The organism is Sphingomonas sp. 28-62-11 (genome assembly GCF_002278865.1).
Lineage (GTDB): Bacteria > Pseudomonadota > Alphaproteobacteria > Sphingomonadales > Sphingomonadaceae > Sphingomonas.
In genome coordinates this window covers 91,065-114,983 of the sequence record NZ_NCGB01000012.1, presented here as the reverse complement: position 1 = coordinate 114,983, position 23,919 = coordinate 91,065, and the positions used below count along the sequence as shown (strand labels likewise).

21 protein-coding genes and 2 pseudogenes are annotated in these 23,919 nt (G+C 60.4%); 9 read left to right on the top strand and 14 right to left on the bottom strand.

Annotated features, from left to right (window positions below):
- The coding region (locus tag B7Y49_RS05690; protein ID WP_374126605.1) for a phytanoyl-CoA dioxygenase family protein at positions 1 to 687 on the top strand (687 nt) is incomplete at its 5' end.
- Between the two features lie 82 nt (positions 688 to 769).
- Here the strand turns inward: B7Y49_RS05690 and B7Y49_RS05685 are convergent.
- Positions 770 to 910 (bottom strand): annotated as a pseudogene (locus B7Y49_RS05685) (integrase core domain-containing protein); the annotation flags it as partial.
- 68 nt (positions 911 to 978) lie between these two features.
- On the opposite strand from B7Y49_RS05685, the pseudogene B7Y49_RS05680 reads away from it, so the two are divergent.
- Positions 979 to 2,152, top strand: a pseudogene (locus B7Y49_RS05680) (IS3 family transposase).
- Positions 2,153 to 2,498: 346 nt separating this feature from the next.
- On the opposite strand, the gene rfbB reads toward B7Y49_RS05680, so the two are convergent.
- From rfbB to B7Y49_RS05640, 8 genes are all read right to left on the bottom strand, one after another.
- Positions 2,499 to 3,548: a dTDP-glucose 4,6-dehydratase gene (gene rfbB, locus B7Y49_RS05675; RefSeq protein WP_374126604.1), complete on the bottom strand. Its 1,050-nt coding sequence runs from the start codon at positions 3,546 to 3,548 to the stop codon at positions 2,499 to 2,501.
- Positions 3,541 to 4,398 carry a dTDP-4-dehydrorhamnose reductase gene (gene rfbD, locus B7Y49_RS05670; RefSeq protein WP_374126603.1) on the bottom strand — a complete coding sequence of 286 codons (858 nt, stop codon included), beginning with the start codon at positions 4,396 to 4,398 and terminating at the stop codon, positions 3,541 to 3,543. The genes rfbB and rfbD overlap by 8 nt, the downstream gene beginning before the upstream one ends.
- Positions 4,395 to 4,940, bottom strand: a complete 546-nt coding sequence (gene rfbC, locus B7Y49_RS05665) for a dTDP-4-dehydrorhamnose 3,5-epimerase family protein (protein WP_374126602.1) — start codon at positions 4,938 to 4,940, stop codon at positions 4,395 to 4,397. Before rfbC ends, rfbD begins: the two co-directional genes overlap by 4 nt.
- A complete protein-coding gene (gene rfbA / locus B7Y49_RS05660) occupies positions 4,937 to 5,827 on the bottom strand; it encodes a sugar nucleotidyltransferase (RefSeq protein ID WP_374126601.1) in 891 nt (296 codons plus the stop codon). The genes rfbC and rfbA overlap by 4 nt, the downstream gene beginning before the upstream one ends.
- A gap of 272 nt (positions 5,828 to 6,099) precedes the next feature.
- Positions 6,100 to 6,951, bottom strand: coding sequence for a 3-deoxy-8-phosphooctulonate synthase (gene kdsA / locus B7Y49_RS05655; protein ID WP_374126600.1), 852 nt, complete (start codon positions 6,949 to 6,951; stop codon positions 6,100 to 6,102).
- An 8-nt stretch (positions 6,952 to 6,959) separates the two neighbouring features.
- The gene (gene kdsB, locus B7Y49_RS05650) at positions 6,960 to 7,784 is read right to left on the bottom strand and encodes a 3-deoxy-manno-octulosonate cytidylyltransferase (protein ID WP_374126599.1); all 825 of its coding nucleotides are present in this window, start codon (positions 7,782 to 7,784) and stop codon (positions 6,960 to 6,962) included.
- Between the two features lie 6 nt (positions 7,785 to 7,790).
- Positions 7,791 to 8,792 carry an SIS domain-containing protein gene (locus B7Y49_RS05645; protein ID WP_374126598.1) on the bottom strand — a complete coding sequence of 334 codons (1,002 nt, stop codon included), beginning with the start codon at positions 8,790 to 8,792 and terminating at the stop codon, positions 7,791 to 7,793.
- Between the two features lie 286 nt (positions 8,793 to 9,078).
- Positions 9,079 to 9,909 carry an AIM24 family protein gene (locus tag B7Y49_RS05640; protein ID WP_374126597.1) on the bottom strand — a complete coding sequence of 277 codons (831 nt, stop codon included), beginning with the start codon at positions 9,907 to 9,909 and terminating at the stop codon, positions 9,079 to 9,081.
- Between the two features lie 284 nt (positions 9,910 to 10,193).
- Here B7Y49_RS05640 and B7Y49_RS05635 point away from each other — a divergent pair, with 284 nt between their 5' ends.
- Positions 10,194 to 11,822, top strand: coding sequence for an alpha-D-glucose phosphate-specific phosphoglucomutase (locus B7Y49_RS05635; protein WP_374126596.1), 1,629 nt, complete (start codon positions 10,194 to 10,196; stop codon positions 11,820 to 11,822).
- Positions 11,823 to 12,168: 346 nt separating this feature from the next.
- Here the strand turns inward: B7Y49_RS05635 and B7Y49_RS05630 are convergent, their stop codons facing one another.
- Positions 12,169 to 12,888, bottom strand: a complete 720-nt coding sequence (locus tag B7Y49_RS05630) for a hypothetical protein (protein WP_374126595.1) — start codon at positions 12,886 to 12,888, stop codon at positions 12,169 to 12,171.
- A 204-nt stretch (positions 12,889 to 13,092) separates the two neighbouring features.
- Between B7Y49_RS05630 and B7Y49_RS05625 the strand changes: the two genes are divergently transcribed.
- A complete protein-coding gene (locus B7Y49_RS05625; RefSeq protein ID WP_374126594.1) occupies positions 13,093 to 14,205 on the top strand; it encodes a helix-turn-helix transcriptional regulator in 1,113 nt (370 codons plus the stop codon).
- 399 nt (positions 14,206 to 14,604) lie between these two features.
- Here the strand turns inward: B7Y49_RS05625 and B7Y49_RS05620 are convergent, their stop codons facing one another.
- A complete protein-coding gene (locus B7Y49_RS05620; RefSeq protein ID WP_374126593.1) occupies positions 14,605 to 16,275 on the bottom strand; it encodes a formate--tetrahydrofolate ligase in 1,671 nt (556 codons plus the stop codon).
- A 180-nt stretch (positions 16,276 to 16,455) separates the two neighbouring features.
- Between B7Y49_RS05620 and ubiA the strand changes: the two genes are divergently transcribed.
- The 5 genes from ubiA to B7Y49_RS05595 all read left to right on the top strand — a co-directional run bounded on the left by ubiA (position 16,456) and on the right by B7Y49_RS05595 (position 20,951).
- On the top strand, positions 16,456 to 17,376 hold the full coding sequence (gene ubiA, locus B7Y49_RS05615) for a 4-hydroxybenzoate octaprenyltransferase (protein ID WP_374126592.1): 921 nt from the start codon (positions 16,456 to 16,458) through the stop codon (positions 17,374 to 17,376).
- A gap of 46 nt (positions 17,377 to 17,422) precedes the next feature.
- Positions 17,423 to 18,769 (top strand): TldD/PmbA family protein, encoded by a 1,347-nt coding sequence (locus B7Y49_RS05610; RefSeq protein ID WP_374126591.1) that lies wholly within the window; start codon positions 17,423 to 17,425, stop codon positions 18,767 to 18,769.
- A complete protein-coding gene (locus B7Y49_RS05605; protein ID WP_374126590.1) occupies positions 18,762 to 19,559 on the top strand; it encodes a 3'(2'),5'-bisphosphate nucleotidase CysQ in 798 nt (265 codons plus the stop codon). Before B7Y49_RS05610 ends, B7Y49_RS05605 begins: the two co-directional genes overlap by 8 nt.
- Positions 19,560 to 19,583: 24 nt before the next feature.
- Complete coding sequence (locus tag B7Y49_RS05600; RefSeq protein ID WP_374126589.1) at positions 19,584 to 19,955, top strand: hypothetical protein; 372 nt, start codon at positions 19,584 to 19,586, stop codon at positions 19,953 to 19,955.
- A gap of 543 nt (positions 19,956 to 20,498) precedes the next feature.
- Complete coding sequence (locus B7Y49_RS05595; RefSeq protein ID WP_374126588.1) at positions 20,499 to 20,951, top strand: hypothetical protein; 453 nt, start codon at positions 20,499 to 20,501, stop codon at positions 20,949 to 20,951.
- Between the two features lie 311 nt (positions 20,952 to 21,262).
- Here the strand turns inward: B7Y49_RS05595 and B7Y49_RS05590 are convergent, their stop codons facing one another.
- Genes B7Y49_RS05590 through B7Y49_RS05580 form a run of 3 tightly spaced genes read right to left on the bottom strand, consistent with a single transcriptional unit; the run spans position 21,263 to position 23,830 of the window.
- Entirely contained in the window at positions 21,263 to 21,898 is a 636-nt protein-coding gene (locus B7Y49_RS05590; protein ID WP_374126609.1) for a DsbA family oxidoreductase, read from the bottom strand.
- Positions 21,899 to 21,918: 20 nt separating this feature from the next.
- Positions 21,919 to 22,623 (bottom strand): hypothetical protein, encoded by a 705-nt coding sequence (locus tag B7Y49_RS05585; RefSeq protein WP_374126587.1) that lies wholly within the window; start codon positions 22,621 to 22,623, stop codon positions 21,919 to 21,921.
- Between the two features lies 1 nt (position 22,624).
- Positions 22,625 to 23,830: a toxic anion resistance protein gene (locus B7Y49_RS05580; RefSeq protein ID WP_374126608.1), complete on the bottom strand. Its 1,206-nt coding sequence runs from the start codon at positions 23,828 to 23,830 to the stop codon at positions 22,625 to 22,627.
- Positions 23,831 to 23,919 lie beyond the last annotated feature (89 nt).

The window sequence follows — 23,919 nt, the reverse complement described above, 5'->3', positions numbered from 1 at the left end:
AAATTGAATTTAGGTGTTGGTAGTTTTCCGACCTTTACGCCGTACATTGAGCACGATGTGATTAAAAATATGTTTTGCTCGGTTGAAATGAATATTGTTATTAATGATCTGATAGGAGAGCAATTGGGTTTGCATTTTAATCTTTCGCCTTTTGTAAGCACAGAACGGGGTTGGCACCAGGACGAATATCTTAATCCTCCGGGAACAAACGGAAGGTATCTTGCGGTTTGGATCGCTGTCGATGATATCCCTGAAGAATCTGGTCCTTTCGAGTTCATTCGTGGATCACATAAATATTTACCGGTCAGTCGAGATAAAGTCATGCCTTATTTAAAGGAAGAATTTCAGGCTGGTACTGAGAACTTGCAGGACTGGTCAGTTCATTCTTCGATGTTTATCAATCCTGCATATTTTTATAAATTTTGCCTCGAACAGAAAAAGGTAACTAAATTTTTAGGTAAGAAGGGTGACGTACTATTATGGCATTCTCGTCTAATTCATCGTGGATCACCGCCGACAAGTGACGCTCAACGGCCGGGCATAATTGGACACTTTAGTCCGATACGCACGGCTCGGTGGTTTGGTGGCGGCGTACGACGCAATGGCAATGGCGGCTATTATTGGTATGATGATGAATGGACCGAAGCGTCTCGAAGCCGGCAGAAAGGCGCATCGGGCTTGGTCTGAGCCCCGACGATCCTCCACCTATTAGTAGAGCCGGAGGCCCTGCTGTTGTCGTTGCGAGGGCGTGATGGCATCCGGGTTGGGGTTAACCACCAACCCGGTTGCCAGCTGATCGGGCCGCCATCTCGGCCGGGGTCATGTTACCCAGGCTCGATTGTGGCCTCTGTTGATTGTAATCATGCCGACAGGCTGCAAGCACCGCACGGGCCCGCGCCAGGCTGGTGAAGGGCGTCTTGATCTTCCCTCGCTTTGGCGGACACTGATGATAGGCTTTTTGGAGCCAGGAGGTGAACGATGGCGAGGGTTGGGAAGAGGTATTTTACACCCGAGTTCAAGCGCGAGGCGGTTGCCCTGTGGGAGACGAGCGGGCGGACACAGGCCGAGATTGCAGGCGAGTTGGGGATCATGCCGACGATGCTGCGTCGCTGGCAGCTCGGGATCGGTGTTGGCGCGGTGAAGACGGCGGCGCAGCCGCCCACATCGATCATGTCGTCGCCGTCGGATCAGGCGTCGGAGATCGCCAAGCTGCGGCGCGAACTCGACCGCATGCGGATGGAGCGCGACATCTTAAAAAAAGTCGTCGGCATCTTTGCGGAGATGCCACGATGAGGTTCAGCTTTATCGAGCAGCATGCCGCGACCTATTCGGTGCGCGTCATGTGCCGCGTGCTCGAGGTGTCGGCCAGCGGATATTATGGCTGGCGCGGTCGCCCACCGAGCGCGTGCACGATGGCGAACGTCAAGCTGCTGGGCGATGTCCGTCGCATCCAGGCGCGGCACCATGGGCGTTACGGGATTCCTCGGATGAATGCCGCCCTGCGGGCGGAAGGGCGCGGTTGCAGCTGTGGTCGCGTCGAGCGGCTGATGCGCCGGCATGGCATCCGTGCGCTTGCTGGTCGCCGGTTCCGGCCCTGTACGACTGACAGTCGACATTATCTGCCGATCGCCCCGAACCTGCTCGCGCAGCGCTTTATTGCCCCTGCGCCGAACCGGATCTGGCTGGCGGATATCACCTATATCGCAACCGGCGAGGGCTGGCTCTATCTGGCGGCGGTGCTCGATCTGGCAACCCGCAAGATCGTGGGCTGGGCGACTCTCGACCATATGCGGACCGAGTTGCCGCTGGCAGCATTGATTATGGCCGCGCAGCGGCAAAGACCAGCATCCGGCCTGATCCACCATTCGGACAGGGGATCGCAATACGCGGCCGGGGCCTATGTCGATCACCTGGCCGCCATCGGAGCAACGCCGTCGATGAGCCGGACCGGCAACTGCTATGATATGCCCCGATGGAAAGCTTCTTCCACACATTGAAGGTGGAACTGGTCCATCAATGCCGCTGGGCGACGCATGCCGAAGCAAGGCAGGCCCTGTTCGGCTACATCGAAGGATACTACAATCGGCACCGCATGCACTCGGCCCCCGGGTATCTCACCCCCGAACAGGCCGAGCAAAGCATGACAGGCTAACCCAAGGTGTCCGTGCAAACGGAGGAAGATCATCATCGTCGTCCTCCTTCTGGAAGGACTCTAGCTCAGACTGGCGGAGTTTCAGGGGAGCACGTCAGGCCGGAACAGGTCTGCCAGGCTGCGGTCGTGTTGGGGCGGCCTCTCGACATCACAGGTCGTTAATGTTGTGAAGCAACCAACTCCAGATCATCAAAATGGCCTCATGAGCGCGCCAGCTTCCAGGCGATGGTGTTTAACGCCTTGAGAACTGCGATGAACATCAACAGGCAAGTGCAGCGAAGTTATTAACCCGGGAATACTATCTCTCCCGACCACCGCGCCAATAACTAAACGTGCTAAGCTATTCCTACGCGAGCAGCGGCTGCCACCAGCGCTCATTATCAAGGTACCATCGCAACGTCTGACGCAGTCCCTCATCGAAGCTGTTGAGGGGTGCGTAGCTAAGTTCGGCCCGTGCCTTGGTCTCGTCGATCGCATAGCGACGGTCATGTCCCGCCCTATCGGTGACGAACGTCTTAAGGCTCGAGGTTGGTTTTCCTTGGGCGGCGGGCGCATCGGGATAGCGTGCAGCCAAACCGTCCACCTCAGCAAAAGCGCGGTCAACCTCGCGGCAGATTGCGTCGATCACTTCCATGTTTGGCAGTTCTGCCCCCCCACCAATATTGTAGGTCTCACCTGGCAGACCATGCAAAAGGCATGCCTCGATCCCGCGGCAGTGATCTTCGACATGGAGCCAGTCGCGCACGTTCATCCCGTCGCCGTAGATCGGTAACGCCCGACCATGCAGTGCGTTCAGAAGGAACAGCGGGATCAGTTTTTCTGGATATTGATATGGCCCATAATTGTTCGAGCAATTGCTCGTTGTTACTTCCAGCCCATATGTGTGGTGATAGGCACGGACCAGATGGTCCGATGCAGCCTTGCTGGCGGAATAGGGCGAGTTCGGCGCGTATGGTGTGGTCTCGCTAAAGGCGGGATCGCGAGGTCCTAATGACCCGAACACTTCGTCGGTCGAGATATGATGAAACCGATGCGCGCGTCGGCCATTTGAAAGCCATACCGATCGAGCCGCTTTCAAAAGGCTATTGGTGCCAAGAATATTGGTTTCGATGAAAGCATCTGGTCCGCTGATCGAACGGTCAACATGGCTTTCTGCGGCGAAGTGAACGATCGTGGCGATATCGTGGTTGCGCAGCAATGTTTCGACCAGCGCGGTGTCTCGGATATCGCCTTCCACCAACTCGGCATTGGGCGCGCCCGCGATCGTTGAACGGTTGCCCGCATAGGTCAATGCATCGAGCACGATTACCCGGGTATCGGGGTGATGCGCGTTCCAATAGTGCACAAAGTTGCCGCCGATAAAACCGGCGCCGCCAGTAACGAGCAAATTAGCCAAGCTTCGCTTCCTCTTTCAGCATCAGACGCAGGTTGGTCCGCCAATGAACCGGTTCGTCACCCAAAGTCGAGCGCGTGGCACGACAATCTAGCAGTGAAAACGCTGGGCGCTGTGCTGGGGTGGGATAATCGCTAGCTGTAATCGGCCGAATTCTCGGGATGCGCGCCAACAAGCCGAGCGCGTGCGCTTCCTCTGCGATCGCAACAGCGAAATCGTACCAGCTGGCGACTCCTGCATCACTGTGATGGAAGGTGCCGCTCGCGCCCATGGCCACCAGGTCCCATATCGTGCGTCCAAGGGAGGAGGCCCAGGTCGGCGCCCCGATTTGGTCGGCAACAATGCCCAACTCGTCGCGTTCTGACATTAAGCGGATCATGGTCCGCACAAAATTCGCACCGCCTGCTTCGTAGACCCAGGCGGTGCGCACCAGCAGGTCTTCAGGTCGCAGATGATCCTCGCCTTCGGCCTTGGTGCGACCATAGGCAGACAGCGGATTGCGGACATCATCTGGCAGGTAAGCCCGGGCCGACGTGCCGTCGAACACAAAATCAGTCGAGACGTGGACCATGCGCCCGCCCGATCCGGTCATTGCCTCGACCATCGCAGCGACCGCCTCGGCGTTAATCGCTCGGGCCAAGTGTTCTTCGCTCTCGGCCCTGTCCACCGCAGTATAGGCCGCGGCGTTCAGGATGACATCGGGTGCCTCTGCTGCCAGCCGGGCACGCAGCAAGGGCAGGTCGGTCAGGTCGCAATCCTGAACATCAATCGCCGTGATGTCTGTATGCGCGGGCGCCAGCCGTCTCAACGCACCGCCCAACTGGCCATTCGCGCCGGTGATCAGCACTCTCATGCGAACGCCGGTACGATAGCAAGGGTCAACCCTCGGGTGTCTTTTTCAGAAATTATTGGATCAAGCCCGGCTAACGGCCACTCCACCCCTACCGCCGGATCGTCCCACGCCAGCGTAAACTCTGATTGCGGGGCATATGGGGCGGTACATTTGTAAAGAAAATCAGTATCATCGGCGAGCGTCAGGAAGCCGTGGGCAAATCCTTCGGGTACCCAGAACATGCGCTTGTTGTCGGCGTTGAGTTCAACGCCGACCCACTGACCGAAATGGGCTGAGGATGCGCGAAGATCGACTGCCACGTCAAATACCGCCCCGCGGGTCACACGCACCAGTTTACCTTGAGGCCCCGGATTCTGAAAATGCAGGCCGCGAAGCACGCCCTTTTGCGAATGGCTATGATTGTCTTGCACAAACGAAAGATCCAATCCGGCCTCTGCAAATGCAGCTGCATTCCAGGTTTCCGTAAAGAATCCACGCGCGTCGCCAAATACACGCGGTTCAATGATTAATGGGCCCGGAATTCGGGTTTCAATAACATTCACGGCTGCGTCGGGCTTTCCAGGAGTTTGAGCATGTACTCTCCATAGCCTGACTTGCGGAGCGGCTCTGCGATTTCCCGCAACCGGTCGGCAGTAATAAAACCCTGCCGCCAGGCGATTTCTTCAGGGCAGCAGATTTTCAGCCCCTGCCGTTCTTCGGTAATGCGAACATAGGTCGCCGCATCCAACAAGGAAACATGGGTGCCGGTATCAAGCCAGGCAAAACCGCGCCCCATAATCTCGACCGACATCGCGCCCTCATCGAGGTACAGTCGGTTGAGATCGGTAATTTCTAGCTCGCCGCGCGACGATGGTTTGAGATCGCGGGCGCGATCAACCACTGTCTCGTCGTAGAAGTATAGCCCGGTGACGGCATAGTTCGACTTGGGAACCTTGGGTTTTTCCTCGATCGAGACCGCCTTGCCAGACGCGTCAAATTCGACCACGCCGAATGCTTGCGGGTCATCAACACGGTATGCGAACACGGTGGAACCGGTGTCGCGTGCATCGGCATTGCGCAACAGATCAGGCAGACCATGGCCGTAGAAAATATTGTCGCCTAGGATTAACGCGCTCGGCCCGCCGCGCACGAAATCAGCTCCAATCTGGAAAGCCTGCGCCAATCCTTCAGGGCGCGGCTGCTGGGCATAGGACAAAGATACGCCGAATTCCGATCCATCACCCAGCACCCGCTGGAATTGGGCTGAATCCTCTGGAGTCGTGATGATCAAGATGTCGCGGATCCCCGCCAGCATCAGCGTACTGAGGGGGTAATAGATCATTGGCTTGTCGAATATCGGCATCAACTGTTTAGAAACGCCGCGGGTAAGTGGGTAAAGCCGGGTTCCAGAACCTCCCGCAAGGATGATTCCACGTCTTGCTTGTGTCATAACCAATCGAATAGCGCCGTCAGCCGACTGCGCCAAGCAAAAAAGCAGCTAACCCAAAAAATGATTCCATCGATGAGCTCACTGGCAGCGCTCAACGAATGAAAAAACCAACAGCGTCATATATTTCAAAAATGGTCAAAACAAAACTGAATTATCACCTGCGTCTATAGGGTGATCATTTCGATTAAGGATCGAAGAGTAGGTGTTAATTTGCTGTTTCTGACAATATAGGTTAAATTGAGATCGCCCAACTGACGGAAGATGCCTTAACGTTAGTCCGGTGAATCACTTTTCACCAGGTCATCAATCGCCAGCAATCGCTCCAGGAGCGCTTCTGCCTGATTAAGCGGAATAGCGTTCGGCCCGTCGGACTTTGCATTTTCCGGATCGGGGTGCATCTCCATGAACAGCCCCGAAATCCCGACGGCAACCGCAGCGCGGGCCAGCGGTGCGACGAATTCGCGCTGGCCGCCGCTGGTGGCGCCCATGCCGCCGGGCAGCTGCACCGAATGGGTCGCATCGAACACGACCGGGCAACCCGTTTCGCGCATGATCACCAGCCCGCGCATGTCGGACACTAGATTATTATAGCCGAAAGTGGCGCCGCGATCGGTGACCAGCATTGGCGCGGCCGTGCCGGCCTCGCTGGCGGCGGTGCGTGCCTTGGCCGCGACATGGATCATGTCATGTGGGGCCATGAACTGGCCCTTCTTGATGTTGGCTGCCTTACCGCATGTGGCCACTGCCTCGATCAGGTCGGTCTGTCGGGCAAGAAAGGCGGGGGTCTGTAATACGTCAACAACGCTGGCTACAGCGGCGACCTGGGCGGTTTCGTGCACGTCGGTCAGCACCGGCATGCCGATTTCGCGGCGGACTTTTTCCAAAATGCGCAGACCCTCATCAAGGCCCGGGCCCCGGAACGAGCTGCCCGATGTGCGGTTAGCTTTGTCGAACGAACTTTTGTAGATCAGCAAAATCCCCAGCCGCTCTCCAATCCCCTTCAGCGTTTCGGCGGTAGAGAGCGCCATCGCCTCGCTCTCGATCACGCAGGGCCCTGCGATGACGAACAAGCGCTGATCGATGCCGACGGCGCGGCCGCACAACATGGTGGTTCCATCCTTCATCATCATCATCACTTGCCACGTTGTGCCAGGATAGCCTCGATAAAAGGGATATCCTCGGGATTGTTGAGTTCCCAAAGGTCATGGCCCGGATCGCGCACGTCGACAATGCGTACCGGCTTGCCAGCCTCCAGAAAACGAAGTTGTTCGAGTCCTTCGAGCAGTTCCAATGTGCCCACCGGCAGATCAGCATAGGCACGCAGCGCCGGGACCCGGTAGGCGTAGACGCCGATATGGAAGAATAGCGGCAGTGCAGGGTCACCGATCCGGGCGGGCGGCAGATGCGGGATAACCGATTTCGAGAAGTACAGCGCGTCGCGGCTATGGCCAAACGTCACCGTGGTACCGCCAACGCGGCCGGCGCGCTGATCATCGATCAGGCGGCGCTGCACAGCAGGGGAGGCGCGGATAACGGGTGTCGCCACGTCGATGCTCGGGTCCGCTACCATCGCGGCGATTAGCGATTCGATGACGAAAGGCGGCGTCAGCAGCGCATCGCCTTGAAAGTTGACGACGATATCGGGGATGTCGGTGAGCTCATCGAGTGCGGCGGCGCAGCGTTCGGTGCCGTTGGCGCAGGACTCGGGGGTCATCAGCACCGATGCACCCGCTGCCTCTGCTGCCGCAGCAATCGCCGAATGATCGGTGGCGACATACACGTTTGCCCCGCCGGGCACGGCGCGGGCGGCATCAATTGTCCATTCGATCAGTGGTTTTGACACGCCATCCGGGCCGTGGAGAAACGCAAGCGGCTTGGCCGGGTACCGCGTTGATGCGTACCGCGACGGAATGATGATGGCGACGCGCGCGGGGCCGCCTGAACCCTTATCAATCATGTAAAGTCAGAGTCTTGAGGCGCGCAAGATGTCGTGCACATGGATGAGGCCGACGGGCAGCCTGGGGTTGAGCGCGTGCGTGACGAACAGCGACGTGATCTTGCCAGCTTCCATCAAACTCAGCGCGTCTTCGGCGAAGGCCGATGCCTCGGTGGTCGCTGGATCGCGCGTCATCACGACAGCCGCGTTCGACTCGAGCAGCTGATCGGCGTGGCGGCGCAAATCGCCATCGGTGATCACACCGACCAGCAGGCCATCGTGATCGACCACCCCGGCAATACCGAAGCTGTGCGCCGTCATCTTAAGGATCACGTCGCGCATCGCCGTTTCCTGTGTCACCAGCGGCAGTTCGTCCTGCGCATGCATCAGCGCGGAAACGCGCGTCAGCCGGTGGCCAATATTGCCACCCGGATGCAGCGTATTCAACTTCGTGCGCGATACCCCGCGCAGCTTCATCATCGCGATGGCCAGGGCATCCCCCATCGCCAGCATCATAATTGCTGATGTGGTGGGGGAGATATTCTCAGGGCAGGCTTCGCGTACCGAGGGCAGTACAAGCCGAACAGTGGCCAGCCGCATAATTGTCGAACCCGGCTTAGAGCCAATGCCCACCACCGTGATGCCGTTTTCGGCCGCATAACCGATCAGGTGTTTCAACTCACGCGTTTCGCCTGAAAGCGATAGCAGTAACAGCGTGTCGCCCCGCATCACCATGCCCAGATCGCCGTGCCCGGCCTCTGCTGCATGGACAAAGAATGCCGGCGTGCCGGTTGATGCAAAGCTGGCGGCGATCTTGCGGCCGACATGGCCCGACTTGCCGATACCTGAAACGACAATGCGGCCACGAGTGGACATCAGCGCATCGACGGCAGCCACAAAACTATCGTCAAGCGTATGGCTCAGCGACTCAAGCGCCTCGGCCTCTTCGTTAACGACGCCGCGTCCAAAGGCAATGATGTCCTCGCGCCTTTCCGCAATAGCGTTGCTGGCCCCTTGGGGCCTTTCCATCGCTAACATCAACCTGTCCCCCGATCATCGTGACGTCTGCTTTTTCCGATTTGCTGGTCGCCCAATGCATCAAGTGATGCAAGCCGGATTCCCGCAATCAGTGTTTCCTTGCGCGGGACGCACATTTTTTTGCGTCGAATTGAGCATCGTGTTGCGCCGCAATCACGGCATCAATGCGGCGAATGCGTTTCTGCATGATGCCCTCAGCCCGATCATCGCGCCCACTGACCCGACTGCTGTCAGAGTCGGATGCGGTCAACGCTTGTGCGCTAAAAGCCCAATCGCCTCAATCGTTCCCACCGATCAGGTCGCCCAGTCCGCCGAGAACCGATCCTTCGCCGCGATTGCTGCCGCGTCCGCCCGCTGCCGCGAGCATCCGGCCGGCCAGGCGCGAGAAGGGCAGCGACTGGATCCACACCTTGCCCGGCCCGGTCAGCCGCGCAAAGAACAGGCCTTCGCCGCCGAACAACACGCTGCGCACCCCGCCTGCGGTCACCAGATCGAAATCGACGCTCGGGGTATAGGCGGCCAGGCACCCGGTATCGACATGGAGCTGTTCGCCCGGCTGCAAAATGCGCTCTACCACGGTGCCGCCCATCTGGACGAACACCCAGCCATCGCCGTCCAGCTTTTGCATGATAAAGCCCTCGCCGCCGAACAGCCCGGTCATCACCCGGCGCTGGAACGCGATTCCGATCGACACGCCTTTGGCAGCCGCCAGAAACGCATCCTTCTGGCAGATCAATGTGCCGCCCAGATCAGACAGCTTGATCGGCAGGATCGCGCCAGGCGTGGGCGCGGCAAAGGCGACGCGGGCCTTGCCGGTGCCGTTATGGGTGAACACGGTGGTGAACAGGCTTTCCCCTGTCACCAGCCTTTTGCCTGCACCCAGCAGCTTGCCCATGAACCCGCCACCTGCATCGCCGCTGCCGTCGCCGAACACCGTCGTCATGCCGATCAATGCGTCCTTCCACACAAACGCCCCGGCTTCAGCGACCGCGCTTTCGCCCGGATCGAGCTCGATCTCGACGAATTGAAGCTCCTGGCCCTTGATCTCGAAATCGATATCGTCGGCCACGCCTGCGGATCGGTTATGCTGCCAGGGGCTCTGGGTCATCGGAATCACTCCATTTTAGACTAAGGAGATTATAGCCGGACAGGCGAGATTCGCCACTAGGCCAAATGGGTGGTTTGGCCGAAAACGGCGGTGAAGCGGCATCCAACTTCACGGCCGGCTTTTTCCTACACCCAGCTACTAGGCAGGGCGGAGCACTTCGTAACTTGTCCCATTCATCAGTTTTCAGGCTGAGAGGAATTTGAGCGAGTTCAAAGTGGCGACCGAACTGTTTGCGGCGCGGCGTAACGACTTTACCTGTCGTCCTGATCTGGCAAGATGGAAAGATGACCCTGACGATTGCCACCACCCCGTTCCCCGACCAGAAACCAGGGACCTCCGGCCTGCGGAAGAAGGTTCGGGTGTTTCAGCAACTGCATTACACTGAGAATTTCGTGCAGTCCGTGTTCGACGTGCTCGAGGATTTTGCCGGGCAGACGCTCGTGCTGGGGGGGGATGGTCGATTCCTCAACCGGGAGGTAATCCAGACGGCAATCAGGATGGCCGCCGCCAACGGCTTCGGCCGGGTCATAGTCGGCCTAGGTGGGATCCTCTCGACACCCGCTGCCAGTAACATCATCCGGAAATATGGGGCGTTCGGCGGCCTTATCCTCTCCGCCAGCCATAATCCCGGTGGCCCGGACGAGGATTTTGGCATCAAGTACAACATTGGTAACGGCGGCCCGGCTCCCGAAAGGGTTACTGACGCCATCTACGCTCAATCAAGGGTGATCAACCGTTACATGACCGTTGACGCCCCCGACGTCGATCTCGACCGGCTCGGCGAAACGCAGGTAGCGGGACTAACGGTCGCGGTAATCGATTCCGTTGTCGATTACGCCGAGTTGATGGAGCAGCTGTTCGATTTTGGCGCAATCCGCCAACTAATCGCCGGGGGCTTCCGCCTGAGCTTCGATGCTATGCACGCCGTCACCGGTCCCTATGCACGCGAAATTCTAGAGCAGCGCCTCGGCGCGCCAGCCGGGACGGTCGTAAATGGAACACCGCTGCCGAATTTCGGTGGTCATCATCCGGACCCCAACATGGTCCATGCACACGAGCTGTTCGGGCGGATGTTCGGCGCCGATGCGCCCGATTTCGGCGCCGCCTCGGATGGGGATGGCGATCGCAACCTGATCCTCGGCCGGAAAATTTTCGTTACGCCATCGGATTCACTGGCGGTACTCGCCGCCAACGCCCACCTCGCTCCCGGGTATGCGAGCGGTCTCAAGGGTATTGCCCGCTCAATGCCGACCAGCGGTGCCGCCGATCGTGTGGCGCTAGAACTCGGCTTGTCGCTGTATGAGACGCCGACTGGCTGGAAGTTCTTCGGCAATTTGCTGGATGCCGGCATGGCGACGATCTGTGGCGAGGAAAGCGCTGGCACCGGGTCTGACCATGTGCGCGAGAAGGACGGGTTATGGGCTGTGCTGCTCTGGCTCAACATATTGGCAGTGAGACGTGAGAGCGTGGCGGAGATCATGGCCGGGCACTGGGCACGGTTCGGCCGCAATTATTATGAGCGGCACGATTACGAGGGGCTTGAAATCGTCTCAGCGGAGCGACTTGTGAACGAACTGCGTATCGCCCTGCCTACTCTTCCTGGGCGCATGTCAAACAACCTCACCGTTACGGAGGCGGACGAGTTCGAATATTTGGACCCGGTCGACGGCTCGCTGAGCCGCGGTCAGGGGCTTCGGTTGCAATTCGGGGGCGGTACACGGATCGTGTTCCGCTTGTCCGGCACCGGCACCAGCGGCGCAACCCTTCGCGTCTATCTCGAACGCTTTGAGGGGCCAGACGGCATTCTGGATGCCGAAACTGCATCAGCGCTAGCCGATCTTGTCGCCACTGCGAATGATCTCGCCGGAATCACCCATCATACAGGCCGGCAGGCCCCAACTGTTATCACCTGATCATACTCACCCTGTTCGCCCCTGGAAGGATCGCTCAGCATGTCTGTACGTGGATTTCGGGCGTATGCTCAGCTCGCCCATTTGCGGAAGCGTCAGCCTTGATCCAGCTTTCTAGAACGGAGACATGGAATCAGCGTCCAATCGAAAATTCAGAGGGCCGCTGTTTAATCTGGTAATGAACGCTGGATATTCACGTTAGGCTTGGATGAGCAACCGAGGTACCCTCACAGCGCGAACGTCTATTATGACAATAGCCGCATTTCGGTCGTTGGCCGCCGCCGACGACGCCGTATCCTCTCATTGCAGGATCTTGACGTCATAATCCCTAGGCTCAAATTTGTGGATTCTATTTCCAAATTGTCCAAATTTCCTGCGAGAGTACCGGGTGTGTCCAATAGGCATAAGACAGCATCATGATTTCGCCGTCTTCGTGAGAAGAGTCTGCAGACTGCTTCACTACAAGAAATGCGTCTTGTTGGTCGTCATAACCAACCGCCGTAGCCGCATACACTTCGGCATATTCATCGCTAACAGCACACGCCTCGTTGCTGTTAGTTGGCTGCACTACTGATGCAGTACCGGCATAATTCAGAAATAAGAAAGAGAAGGGCTGCCCTTCAGCCAAACTCGCCTTTAATTGACACAGTGTGAGCGGGGCCACCTGAAGCCCCAAATCAATCAAACCTGTCGTAGGATCATCATTTGCGGCAATCGGGCTTTCCGCCTTACCCGACCCCGCAGCGAGGATTAGCCCCGATGACACAGCGCCAATAGCAGGCGCTGCGTCACCACGGTGTAAACCGGCACCGGGTCCGCGTCCTGCGTTCGCGCCACAAGGCCAGCGTGCCCTGGCGACCTGCGGCGCAAACCCTGCAATGACCAGTTCGCCATATTGAATGAAGAGAGGTGAAGGGTCGGCAGACGATTGAGAAGTTGATTGTCGCCGCACATCCTGAATACATGCCGCAATCGCTTTCAAGGCACTTGGCCCGATACGATCCCGATCGCGAATTGCAAACTTGACGTCTCGCAAATCGGCTGATTGGGGAATCTGTTGCAATGCCATCGGTTGTTCCTCGTCCAATCAATTCGACAATCCATCTATCGATAGAGCCTTGGCAAATCGTCGGTCATCCCCCCATAGGGGCATGCAGACCGTCAGGGCAGCCAGGCTCTTTCTTGTTGACATTGGCCTGCACTCACACTGGATTGATAAAATGCAGGCGCGCGTAATTTGCGCTGTGGATGCCGATTATTGATTGGGGGTTCTATGAAATCGGCTCTTCGCGTGGATTGGGACGACGTGTTCTTCGGTGCTGCGCTCGAGCCAGAACGTTGGCCAGAAGTCCTGGGAATAATGGCGAACCATACCGGCTCGGGGCACGGCCAATTGATCGGCGTTGGGGGTGGTGGTGCGCGGGACATTCCGTTCAATATTCTGACAGGTTTTTCGCAATCGGACGCGCAGGATTTTGTCGCAATAGGGGGTGGCTCGCCGCTGCTGAACTTTAGGATCGCGGCGTGCAACGCAGGTTTAGAGCGCGGCGACTTCGACAGCGTGTTATACGAGCGGGATTACGCTGCAGTTATCCCGTCGCTGCAGTCGGACCGCTATGTTCAGTTTTGCGAGCAGTTGGATATCCCGTTCGGATGCCAGGCCAATTTGGTGGTGGACCGGATGGGGCTTATTGGCCTGGCTGTTCTGCGCAAGCGTAAGGACGGACGCACAAATGCAGAGCAGCGGCGCGTTTTCACTGAAGCCGCGAAGGCCGCCCGACGTGCGGTGCGGCTGCAGGAGCGGCTGGAAGGCGATCAGGCGCGCTTGCTAGCCGGTGCTTTCGAAGCCATCCGCGCGACCGCCTTCATCTTGGATGCGCGCGGCCGGGTCCAAGCGATGACGGAAGGAGCTGAGCAGATTGTGTCGGCAGGCCGCGTCGGCTTGAGCGGCGGCTTTCTCAATGCAGAGGGAACGCCGCTGTCGCTGGCGCAAGGGATCAGTGCAATTGTAACCGATGGCGGGCTGGATCATGTGCGGTTGCGGATCGATGACGCGCAAGCCGAGCAACCGCTGTTCCTAGAAGGTTTCCGTTTGCCGCGACGCGCCTGGTCACTTGGAAATCTACCCCATGCGATCTTGCTGGCGAAGCCGCCACAACGGGACCGGGTTGGCATCGCTGCGTTCCTTACCGCGATCTATCGGCTAACTCCAAGTGAGGCGGACGTCGCTATGCGCATGTACGATGGGGCAAGCCGGCCGGATATCGCGGCGGTGCGCATGGTCAAGGATGAAACCCTTCGCGGGCAGATCAAGAGAATCTGTGCCAAGACAGGGTCGCGCAATGAAGCAGATCTGATGCGCATTCTGAGCGCAATAATGGCGTGAAAAACACTGCTATACTTGTGATTGTTAATCGACCCCCAACACCGAATCTCATAATCGACATTAACAAATTGATTTAAAATGGTTTATAAGGTTGGTTGTCCTGACAGCTACGCCTCTTTGGATATCGCACGACTGGGCCGTTTTCCGGGCCAATTAGTCGCCTGCTGAGATGATCAAAGGTATCTTAACTGGGATACCGATCCACGGGCAGCTTTTTGGGTTCATCGCGGCTGGATGTTTCTTTCTTCTAACGGGCAAGGTCGTTCGATCCCCGATGACATGTAAGCATAGCCAAACCCTGGCTCCTGACGAACGCCGTCGGGCGCGGATGAAGTCGGGAACGGCGACTAACTCCCACGAATGGACAATCGCTGCGGGTCGGTAAAAGCCGGTGTCGCCCTAGAACAACCCCTCGATCCGCCCCTCGTCATCGAACCCAATCGCCTCAGCGGCCGGCACGCGCGGCAGGCCCGGCATTGTCATGGTCTCCCCGCACACCGCCACCACAAAGCCCGCCCCTGCAGACAGCCGCACTTCGCGGATGTGGACGGTGTGGCCGGTCGGCGCGCCGAGCGCGGTTGGATCGGTGGAGAAGCTGTACTGGGTTTTGGCGATGCAGACCGGCAGATGGCCGAATCCCGCCGCCTCGAACCGGGCCAGCTGCGCGACGATTGCCGGTTCGGCATCGACGTTCCCGGCGCGGTAGAGCCGGGTGGCAACCGTCTTGATCTTGTCGAGCAATGGTAGGCCATCGTCATAAAGCGGCGCGAACTGCGCCGATCCGCTTTCCGAGAGTGCGGCGACCGCATCGGCAAGCTGGGTTGCGCCCGCGCCGCCTTCGGCCCAGTGGCGGCACAGGATCGCCTGTACGCCGTGCGCGGCGGCAATATCGCGCAGCGCCTGGATTTCGGCGTCGCTGTCCGTGCCGAAATGGTTGATCGCCACCACAGCGGGCACGCCGAACTGACGGACATTTTCGATATGGCGCACCAGATTGGCCGCCCCGCGAGAGACCGCGTCGACGTCCTCATGGGCAAGATCGGTCTTCGCCAACCCGCCATTCATCTTCAGCGCACGCACCGTCGCCACAATCACGACGGCGGCAGGCGCCAGCCCGGCCTGGCGGCATTTGATGTCGAAAAATTTCTCCGCGCCCAAATCGGCTCCGAACCCCGCTTCGGTGACGACATAATCCGCCAGCCCCAGCGCGGCGCGTGTCGCGATCACTGAATTGCAGCCATGCGCGATATTCGCGAAGGGCCCGCCATGAATGAACGCGGGATTGCCGCCGAGTGTCTGCACCAGATTGGGCTTGATCGCCTCGGCCAGTAGCACCGCCATTGCGCCGTCGGCCTTCAGGTCGTGCGCGGTCACCGGCGTCCGGTCGCGGGTATAGCCCACTACGATCCGCGCGAGCCGATCGCGCAGATCGGCGGGGTCGCGCGCGAGGCAGAGAATGGCCATCACTTCGGACGCGACGGTGATGTCGAAGCCCGATTCGCGCGGATATCCATTGCCGGTGCCGCCCAGCGACTGGACGATCTGGCGCAGCGCGCGATCATTCATGTCCATGGCACGCCGCCAGACGACGCGGCGCACGTCGATACCAAGCGCGTTGCCCCAATGGATATGATTATCGAGCATCGCCGCGAGCAGATTATGCGCCGCCGTGATCGCGTGAAAATCGCCGGTAAAGTGCAGGTTGATGTCCTCCATCGGCACCACCTGCGCATGGCCGCCCCCGGTCGCGCCGCCCTTTTGCCCGAAGCACGGCCCAAGCGACGGCTCGCGCAGGCACAGCATCGTCTTGCGCCCGGTCAGGTTGAGCGCATCGGCCAAGCCCACCGACGTGGTCGTCTTGCCCTCCCCCGCAGGCGTCGGGCTGATGGCGGTGACCAGAATGAGGTGGCCGGTCTTGCCCCCGGCTGGCAGCGGCAGCGCGGCAGGATCGATCTTCGCCTTATGGCGGCCATAGGGCTCGACTGCGCTTTCGGGGATACCGGCCTTGACGGCGATATCGGCGATTGGGTGGAGCGGATAGCCACGGGCGATTTCAATGTCGGTCTGCATGGATGCTTTCTTAGATCATTTCTGAGCAACAAATCATCCCTTCCCGTTCGTGTCGAGCGAAGTCGAGACACCCTGCGCAGCGCGTGGGGCACGTCCCTCGACTTCGCTCGGGACAAACGGGGAAAATGGGCAAACCAGATGCGTTGCCAGCTACCGCCGCACGCCGCTATGCCCCCACTCATGAGCCAGCCCGACACCATCGTTCCCGACAGCGAAATGCGCGGCCTGCTCGGCTGGTTGCCAGCAGCGGCGCGGCCCTTCGCGTCGCTCGCGCGATTCGATCGGCCGATCGGCTGGTGGCTGTTGTTCTGGCCTGGCGCCTGGGGTGTTGCGCTGGCGGGCGGGGCGATCGAGCGCTGGGATTTGCTTCTCTGGCTGCTGCTCGGCGCGATTGCGATGCGCGGCGCGGGCTGCGTGTACAACGATATCGTCGACCGCGATCTCGATGCGCAGGTCGAACGCACCCGGCACCGCCCGCTCGCCAGCGGTGCCGTGTCGCTCCGCGCGGCGTGGATCTGGCTGGTGATGCTGTGCCTGATCGGGCTGGTGGTCCTGCTGCAACTCACTCCATGGGCAGCGTTGGTCGCCGTCCTCAGCCTCGCCCTGGTCGCCGCTTACCCGTTCATGAAGCGGATCACCTGGTGGCCACAAGCTTGGCTCGGCATGGTGTTTTCCTGGGCCGCTTTGGTCGGCTGGGTCGATGTCGCGGGCGCACTGACGATGCCGGGAGTACTGCTCTATCTCGGCTCGATCGCCTGGGTGGTCGGCTATGACACCATCTACGCGCTGCAGGACCGCGACGACGATGCGATGATCGGGGTGCGCTCCTCGGCGCGGGCAATGGGCAGCAAAGTCCGCCCCGGCGTGGCGATCTTCTACGCGCTTGCGATCGCGCTTTGGGCAGCGGCGATCTGGCTCGTGCGGCCAGACTGGTTGGCGGTCGCGGCGTTGTTGCCGATTGCCTGCCATCTCGGCTTGCAAGTGCTAACGCTCCAGCCCGATGACGGCGACAATGCACTCGCGCGCTTCCGATCGAACCGGGGGGCAGGGCTGTTGATGGCCGCCGCATGCTTCGTCGTAGGTACCTCGACGGCTTTATAATCGGCTGGTGGTTCTCATTTCGGTGGATGCTGCCTAAATCAGGGGCATGCACACACCTGACCATGCCTGTGACCGGGCGCATGACATTGTTGCCCGCGCGATTGCTGCCGGGGCCGACGCCGCCGATGCCGTTTTTGCCGCAGATACCGCGCTTGACGTGTCGGTTCGCCTTGGGGCGCTGGAGGATGTCGGGCGTTCGGAAGGGGCAGAGCTTGGTCTGCGGGTGTTTGTCGGGCGCCGCAACGCGAGCGTCTCGACATCCGATCTTTCCATCGAAGCACTTGATACGCTGGTCGAACGCGCGATTGCGATGGCGCGGGAGGCACCCGAGGATGACTGGGCGGGCCTTGCCCCCGCCGACCGGCTGTTGCACGGTAAACCACCGCATCTTAATCTCGACGACGGCGTCGAAGTATCGCCCGAAGCTTTGAAGGCGCGCGCGCTGGCCGCAGAGGATGCCGCCCGCGCGGTGCCCGGTGTCTCGAACAGCGAAGGCGGCAGCGCCAGCGCCGCGCGATCGGTGATGGGGCTCGCGACGAGTCACGGCTTTGCCCATGGCTATGCGGTGTCGAGCCACGGCGTGTCGGCCAGCGTGCTGGCGGGTAGCGGCGGCGATATGCAGCGCGATTACGCCTATCATTCGGCGCGTCATCTCGATCGGCTGGAGGATGCCGCGCTGGTCGGCACCAAGGCCGGCGAGCGCGCGGTACGGCGGATGAATCCCGGGCGGCTGGAGAGCGGGCCGATGCCGGTGGTGTTCGATCCGCGCGTCGGCAACAGCCTGCTCGGCCATCTGATCGGCGCGATTGCCGGATCGTCGATCACCCGCAAGACGAGCTTCCTGCTCGATGCGCTGGGCACCGCTGTGTTTGCCAGCGGGGTTACCGTGCGTGACGATCCGCACCGCCCGCATGGCATGCGATCGCGCCCGTTCGACGGTGAGGGGCTGGCGGTGTCGCCGTGCTGCCTGATCGAGGCCGGCGTGCTCGAAACCTGGCTGCTCGACAGCGCATCGGCGCGGCAATTGGGGCTGGAGCCGACCGGCCATGCCTCGCGCGGTGTCGGCGGTGGGCCGGGCGTTTCGTCGAGCAACCTGCACATGGAACCCGGCCATGTGCCGCCCGCGACGCTGATCGGCGATATCAAGCGCGGTGTGTACATCACCGAACTGATCGGCATGGGTGTGAACGGCGTGACCGGCGATTACAGCCGGGGCGCATCGGGTTTCCTCATCGAGGATGGCGTGGTGACAACGCCGGTTGCCGAATTCACCATTGCCGGTAACCTGCGTGATATGTTCTTGGCGCTAACCCCGGCCAATGATTTGGAATTCCGATACGGCATCAACGTGCCGACCCTATTGATTGACGGGATGACGGTGGCCAGTGGCTAAAGCGTCGGCTGAAACGCTGGCCGATGCGGTCGCCGCGATCGCGGGTGAAGCGGGCAGGCTGGCCATGGCGCGCTGGAGCGATGATTTCAGCCGCTGGGAAAAATCCCCCGGCAATCCGGTGAGCGATATCGATCTTGAGGTGGACGAGCTGCTCCGCCGACGCCTGTCAGCGCTCGATCCGGCGGCTGGCTGGCTCTCCGAGGAAACCGCCGACAATGCCGATCGGCTGGCGTGTGAGCGGCTCTGGGTGGTCGATCCGATCGACGGCACGCGGGATTATCTGCGCGGGCGGCCTGGCTGGGCGGTGTCGGTGGCGCTGGTCGACCGGGGGTTGCCGGTGATCGGTGTGCTCGATGCCCCGGCACGCGGCGAGGTATGGCTGGCGACGACCGGAAGCGGCGCGACGCGCAATGGCGTGCCGGTGCGGGCCGGGGGCTGCGCGATTTTTCCAGGCGCGCGTGTGCCGAGCGATACGCTACCGAGCGCAGACAGCGATCTGGTGCTGGTGCCCAAGCCCAATTCGATTGCGCTGCGGATCGCGATGGTCGCCGCCGATGAGGCTGATCTGGTCGCCACTTTGCGCTGGGGTTTCGAATGGGACATCGCCGCCGCCGCGTTGATCGCGATGGAGGCTGGCGCGACCGTGACCGATGCTTTTGGCGCACCGCTTGCGTTCAACACCCCGAGCGCGCAGGCCTTTGGCGTGCTGGCGACCGCGCCAGGAATCCATACCGATGCAGTGGCGCGGCTGGCGGACCGGGCAAAGGCGCTGGTCGGCACCCGTGCTTGAAGGTCGGGTAAAGGGAAGAACGTGATGACTGCACCCGTAGTGACTTGGGACGATATTCTCGAAGTCGGCCAGGGCGGTCCGGGCTGCGGCCTGCTCCACATCGACGGCAAACAGCCACGCGGCAATTACCGCTATCTGCCGCCCGCGCTGGTCCACAATGGCAAAGTCTATGCCTCCACCTTCGTCTCGGGCGGCTTCATCATCTGCGCCGTCGATCCGGTGACGCTGGTGCGACAGGAACTGTCAAAGCGCATCCCCTATGCGCGGCTGAAGTCCGTCGAGGACGGCCGGATCACCTATTTCGATCACCACTCCGGCGATAGCGAAAGCGTGCTGGAGATCGTGCCGAGACAGGGCCTGCTCGCCCGCCTTTCGGCGCGGCGGGCGAAGGGGTGAGAGGGCGGATGTCTGCTAATGGTGGATAGTTCTCGGGCAGCCTTTGGTTCGCAAACCTCGCATAGCTGCCGTTCGATCGCGCCGCACTGTTCCAGCGGCTATTGCGCCAGTTCAAGCCGTTCTGCTGTGGGAGCGCGAAGGTCTGATCCGGACGGGAGCCGCCGCTCGCTTTCCATCGATCAGTCAGGCGGCTGAGCGCCCCATCGCGGCGATGCCGATACACTAAGTCGAATCCTGGAGCCCATTGGTCGGGTTTTCAAATTAGCGCAGCCGGTCGCCCACGATGTCGACGTTCAACTCCATTGTGCCGTCGGCCTGCCGCTGCAAGATTGCCACCCACTTGCCAGCCATCTCGATTAGGTTGTGCGACTCGATTAAACCTCGCGAGCATAGCTCATCAGCGGTGCACTCGACCCATTTACGAAATGGATTCCGCCTGTCCATCCATGCACTTGAAGTCAGTTCATTGACTCGATGGCACATTCCTGTTGCCCTCATCTTTCTTGTACCGCGTAAAACATAAAAATATCAGGAGCAGGAATCATGAAAGCTATATTCTACTTTGTAGCCTCTGTCGGGGTGATTGCTTGTTGTGGCACGGCTAGTGCGCAATCTTTTACATATACTTCAACGGCTTCCGCGCCCAGCACGTCAGTCGGCGGCGTTAGAGATGATGGAACCGCGTACGGCGCACAGGTCTCGGCCAGCACCGCTGAGGCAATGATGGACGGGAAAATGATGAAGTCCACCTCAAAGTGCATCACGATGACCCAACCGGCAAGGTCCTCGATTTATGACTCTCACATGATGTGTAATACAGAGGATGCAACCGGAACTTGGACATCGGCGTGGGGATGCTCCAATGTCGGCACGACCGTCATTTCCTGCGTCGGCGGTATGCGGGGACTGACAGGGGCTTATGCCAAGCGCCGTGGCAATATCACCGCCCAGATCAAAGGAAACATGGCAACCGGTGCGGGCGAATGGTTCAAATGAGTTTGAGCTGATTTCACGGGGTCGGTCGAGCATGGCTGACCCCGTACTTCACACCGTCCGTCTGAGCCATCTGGCCCCCTCACATCGCAATCGCGTCTGCTTTCCCCGATGCCAATCAAGCCATGAGGACAGTGCGCGTCAAGTGCCGCGCATCGGCTCGGGCAGGGTCCGCGGCCGGCACGCATGAATGGCTGGTTATAGGGATTCAGATCGACGCACCGAGCGACCGACTTTGGGGCAAAAGCCGAATGGCAGCTATATGCGCGAATGCCGCCGCCCATTAAACGGCCCTGCAGCCAACCCGACCCCCGCTACCCTTCCGCCGCGATACCCCGCAGCGCCCGTTCGAAGGTCTCAGCGGGCTGGCCGCCCATGATGACGTATTTGTCGTTGATGACGACGGCAGGTACTGCGCTGATGCCCGCGCCCTGCCAATGGCGTTCTTCAGTGCGAACCGCCTCGGCATAGCGATCGGACGCTAGGATCGCCCGCGCTTCATCCGGGTCGAGCCCGACATCGGCCGCAGCGGCGACCAGCGCATCGGGATCGGAAGGATTGCCGCCCTCCGTAAAATACAGCGCGAACAACCGGTTCTTGAGTGCCGCCTGCTTCCCCTCGATCTGCGCCCAGTGGAGCAGCCGGTGCGCGTCGAACGTGTTGTAGATGCGGCTGTCGGCGGTGCCGTTCATCGCAAAGCCAAGCTCGGCGGCGCGCGCGCGGATACCGGCGCGGTTGCTCGCCGATTGTTCGGGGGTCGCGCCATATTTCTCGGCGACATGCTCGACGATGTTCTGCCCCTCGGGTGGCATCGCGGGGTTCAGCTCGAACGGGTGAAAGGTGATCGTCGGCGCCACCACGTCGCTCGCCGCCGCGATCGCCTGCTCCAGCGCGCGCAGCCCGATGATGCACCAGGGGCAGACAATGTCCGACACGAAATCGATCTTCATCGGGCGCGCCGAAGATATGGTCACGCCTGCGTCTCGTCACCGCGATATTTGATTTCCAGAAACCGCCCCCGTGTCGCCAACTGGTCCAGATCGCCTTCGGCCAGCTGCGTCGTCATTTCGCCGATTTGGCTTTCGATCAGCCGCAGCCCGTCGAGCAATTGCGCATCGGGGGTCGATCCATTGCGTTCGGTGCGGCGCAGCTCGGGCGGCACGCGGGTATAGCCCTTGATAAATTCGGGTAGCTGCTCGCCTACCAGCTTGCGGACCTCAGTCGCGGCAAGTTCATTCTCGTCGAGCGTCGCGAGCTGCGGGCTCAACGTTTCGAGCCGAACGCTGATCTGGTCGATCAGGGTGATGGCGGGCGCGGGCAGTGCGGCGCGCTGGGTGCTGAGCCAGCGCTCGGTTTGCGCCGGCAGCGCCTTTAGCGGCACTTCGCGGAGCTTTTCGGGGGTAGGGGCGGGAGCGCCAGGCAAGACCGCGAGCGCAATCGTCGTCGCGATCATCAGCGCCATCACGCCCACCGCGCCCAGCAACCCGAGCGGCCCGATGACGATCGCGAAGATGATCGCGGCCAGCAGGATCGCGCCGTCGGCAATTGCGATCCGCGTGATCCGCTGGCCAATGCCATCTGCACGCTGCTTGCGGACCATGCCCGCGCGGTGGCGCTCATTCGTCCGCTCCAGCAATTCGGCAGAACGCGCGATCTGGCGATCGACGTCGGTCATCTCACACCGCCTCTAGCTTGAACGGATCGCTGTTCGGCCCGGTCAGCGCACCCTGGGCCTGGCCCTCGGCCCGCGCGATATAGCCCTTGGATTTCTCCACCTCGACACCGAGCGAATTGACCGTCGTCTTCATGCTGTCGAGTGCCTTCAGCTTGAAGGCATCGATCGCATCCATCGTGTCATAGATGTTCTGGAAGGCACGCTGGAGCGTCTCCAACGGGATCGTGGAGGCCGCCGCCTGTTCATGGATCGTCGCGGTCTGGCTTTTCAGCAGCTTGCCGGTCGAATCGATGATATTCGCGGTGGTCGTGTTGAGCGACGTGATTTGTTCGAGCACGAGCCGCTGGTTGGTCAGCGCCTGCGCGACCGTCACCGCGGTGCGCAACGCGGCCACCGTGGTGGTGCTCGCGCGGTCGACGCCCTTCACCAGCTCGACATTGTTCTTCTTGACCAGATCGAGCGCGAGATAACCCTGCACCGTCACCGCCATTTGCGTCAGCAGATCCTGGGTGCGCTGGCGGACATAGAACAACGCAGTCTCGCGGATCGCCTTGGCTTTGGCGGGATCGGTGTGGTCGAGCTCGTTGGCGGTTTCCTCGAGCTTCGTATCCATCGTCTGTGCCAGCACGATCATCTGTTCGAGCCGCCCCATCGAGGTCCACAGATTGGCGCGCTCGACGTCGATCGCGGCGTTATCCATCAACAGCTCGTCCTTGCCCGAGCCGAGCGACTTCAGGATCGACGAAATGTGCCCCTGTGACGATTTATAGCCGTCAAAATAATCGCGCATCTTGTTGCCGAACGGGATGATCCCGAAAATCTTCTTGGGCGCGAGCAGGCTGCCCTTCTTGCCGGGATCGAGATCCTCGATCGTGCGGCGCAGTTCGGCCAGATCAGCACCGACGCCCGATTCCTGGTCCATCGCGCGGACGGGCCGATCGAGGAAGCGGTTCGATTGCCCGGCGGCGTCGCGGATTTCCTTTTGCCCCATCGCGCTGATCGCATCGACGCGCTTGCCGAATTCGGGCGAGTTTACATCCTGCGCGACCAGATCATCGACAAAGCTGTCGACCTTGAGCTGCAACTGCGTGCGTGTGCCATCGTCCACCGGCACCAGCCCCACGGCCTTTTCGGGCGCGACAACGGGCACGGGATCGGGCGGGGTCAGCACCAGGCCAGTCGTTGCGGTATCGGTCGCGGTCGCCATTATCTTCTCCAGCGAAAAGCCCAGTTCGTCGTCCCAGTTCGTCGTCAATGCAGCGGATCGGCCCGCCGCACAACTGTGCCATATAACTA

What these genes read in the sequence shown, in the direction of transcription:
- B7Y49_RS05590 (WP_374126609.1), bottom strand. Translation starts at nt 21,898, where the DNA reads ATGAAGATCGATTTCGTGTCGGACATTGTCTGCCCCTGGTGCATCATC.
- B7Y49_RS05610 (WP_374126591.1), top strand. Translation starts at nt 17,423, where the DNA reads ATGCACACACCTGACCATGCCTGTGACCGGGCGCATGACATTGTTGCC.
- B7Y49_RS05585 (WP_374126587.1), bottom strand. Translation starts at nt 22,623, where the DNA reads ATGACCGACGTCGATCGCCAGATCGCGCGTTCTGCCGAATTGCTGGAG.
- B7Y49_RS05580 (WP_374126608.1), bottom strand. Translation starts at nt 23,830, where the DNA reads ATGGCGACCGCGACCGATACCGCAACGACTGGCCTGGTGCTGACCCCG.
- B7Y49_RS05600 (WP_374126589.1), top strand. Translation starts at nt 19,584, where the DNA reads ATGACTGCACCCGTAGTGACTTGGGACGATATTCTCGAAGTCGGCCAG.
- B7Y49_RS05640 (WP_374126597.1), bottom strand. Translation starts at nt 9,909, where the DNA reads ATGACCCAGAGCCCCTGGCAGCATAACCGATCCGCAGGCGTGGCCGAC.
- rfbD (WP_374126603.1), bottom strand. Translation starts at nt 4,398, where the DNA reads ATGAGAGTGCTGATCACCGGCGCGAATGGCCAGTTGGGCGGTGCGTTG.
- kdsB (WP_374126599.1), bottom strand. Translation starts at nt 7,784, where the DNA reads ATGATTGATAAGGGTTCAGGCGGCCCCGCGCGCGTCGCCATCATCATT.
- B7Y49_RS05630 (WP_374126595.1), bottom strand. Translation starts at nt 12,888, where the DNA reads ATGGCATTGCAACAGATTCCCCAATCAGCCGATTTGCGAGACGTCAAG.
- rfbA (WP_374126601.1), bottom strand. Translation starts at nt 5,827, where the DNA reads ATGACACAAGCAAGACGTGGAATCATCCTTGCGGGAGGTTCTGGAACC.
- B7Y49_RS05595 (WP_374126588.1), top strand. Translation starts at nt 20,499, where the DNA reads ATGAAAGCTATATTCTACTTTGTAGCCTCTGTCGGGGTGATTGCTTGT.
- kdsA (WP_374126600.1), bottom strand. Translation starts at nt 6,951, where the DNA reads ATGAAGGATGGAACCACCATGTTGTGCGGCCGCGCCGTCGGCATCGAT.
- B7Y49_RS05635 (WP_374126596.1), top strand. Translation starts at nt 10,194, where the DNA reads ATGACCCTGACGATTGCCACCACCCCGTTCCCCGACCAGAAACCAGGG.
- B7Y49_RS05645 (WP_374126598.1), bottom strand. Translation starts at nt 8,792, where the DNA reads ATGGAAAGGCCCCAAGGGGCCAGCAACGCTATTGCGGAAAGGCGCGAG.
- B7Y49_RS05620 (WP_374126593.1), bottom strand. Translation starts at nt 16,275, where the DNA reads ATGCAGACCGACATTGAAATCGCCCGTGGCTATCCGCTCCACCCAATC.
- B7Y49_RS05625 (WP_374126594.1), top strand. Translation starts at nt 13,093, where the DNA reads ATGAAATCGGCTCTTCGCGTGGATTGGGACGACGTGTTCTTCGGTGCT.
- ubiA (WP_374126592.1), top strand. Translation starts at nt 16,456, where the DNA reads ATGAGCCAGCCCGACACCATCGTTCCCGACAGCGAAATGCGCGGCCTG.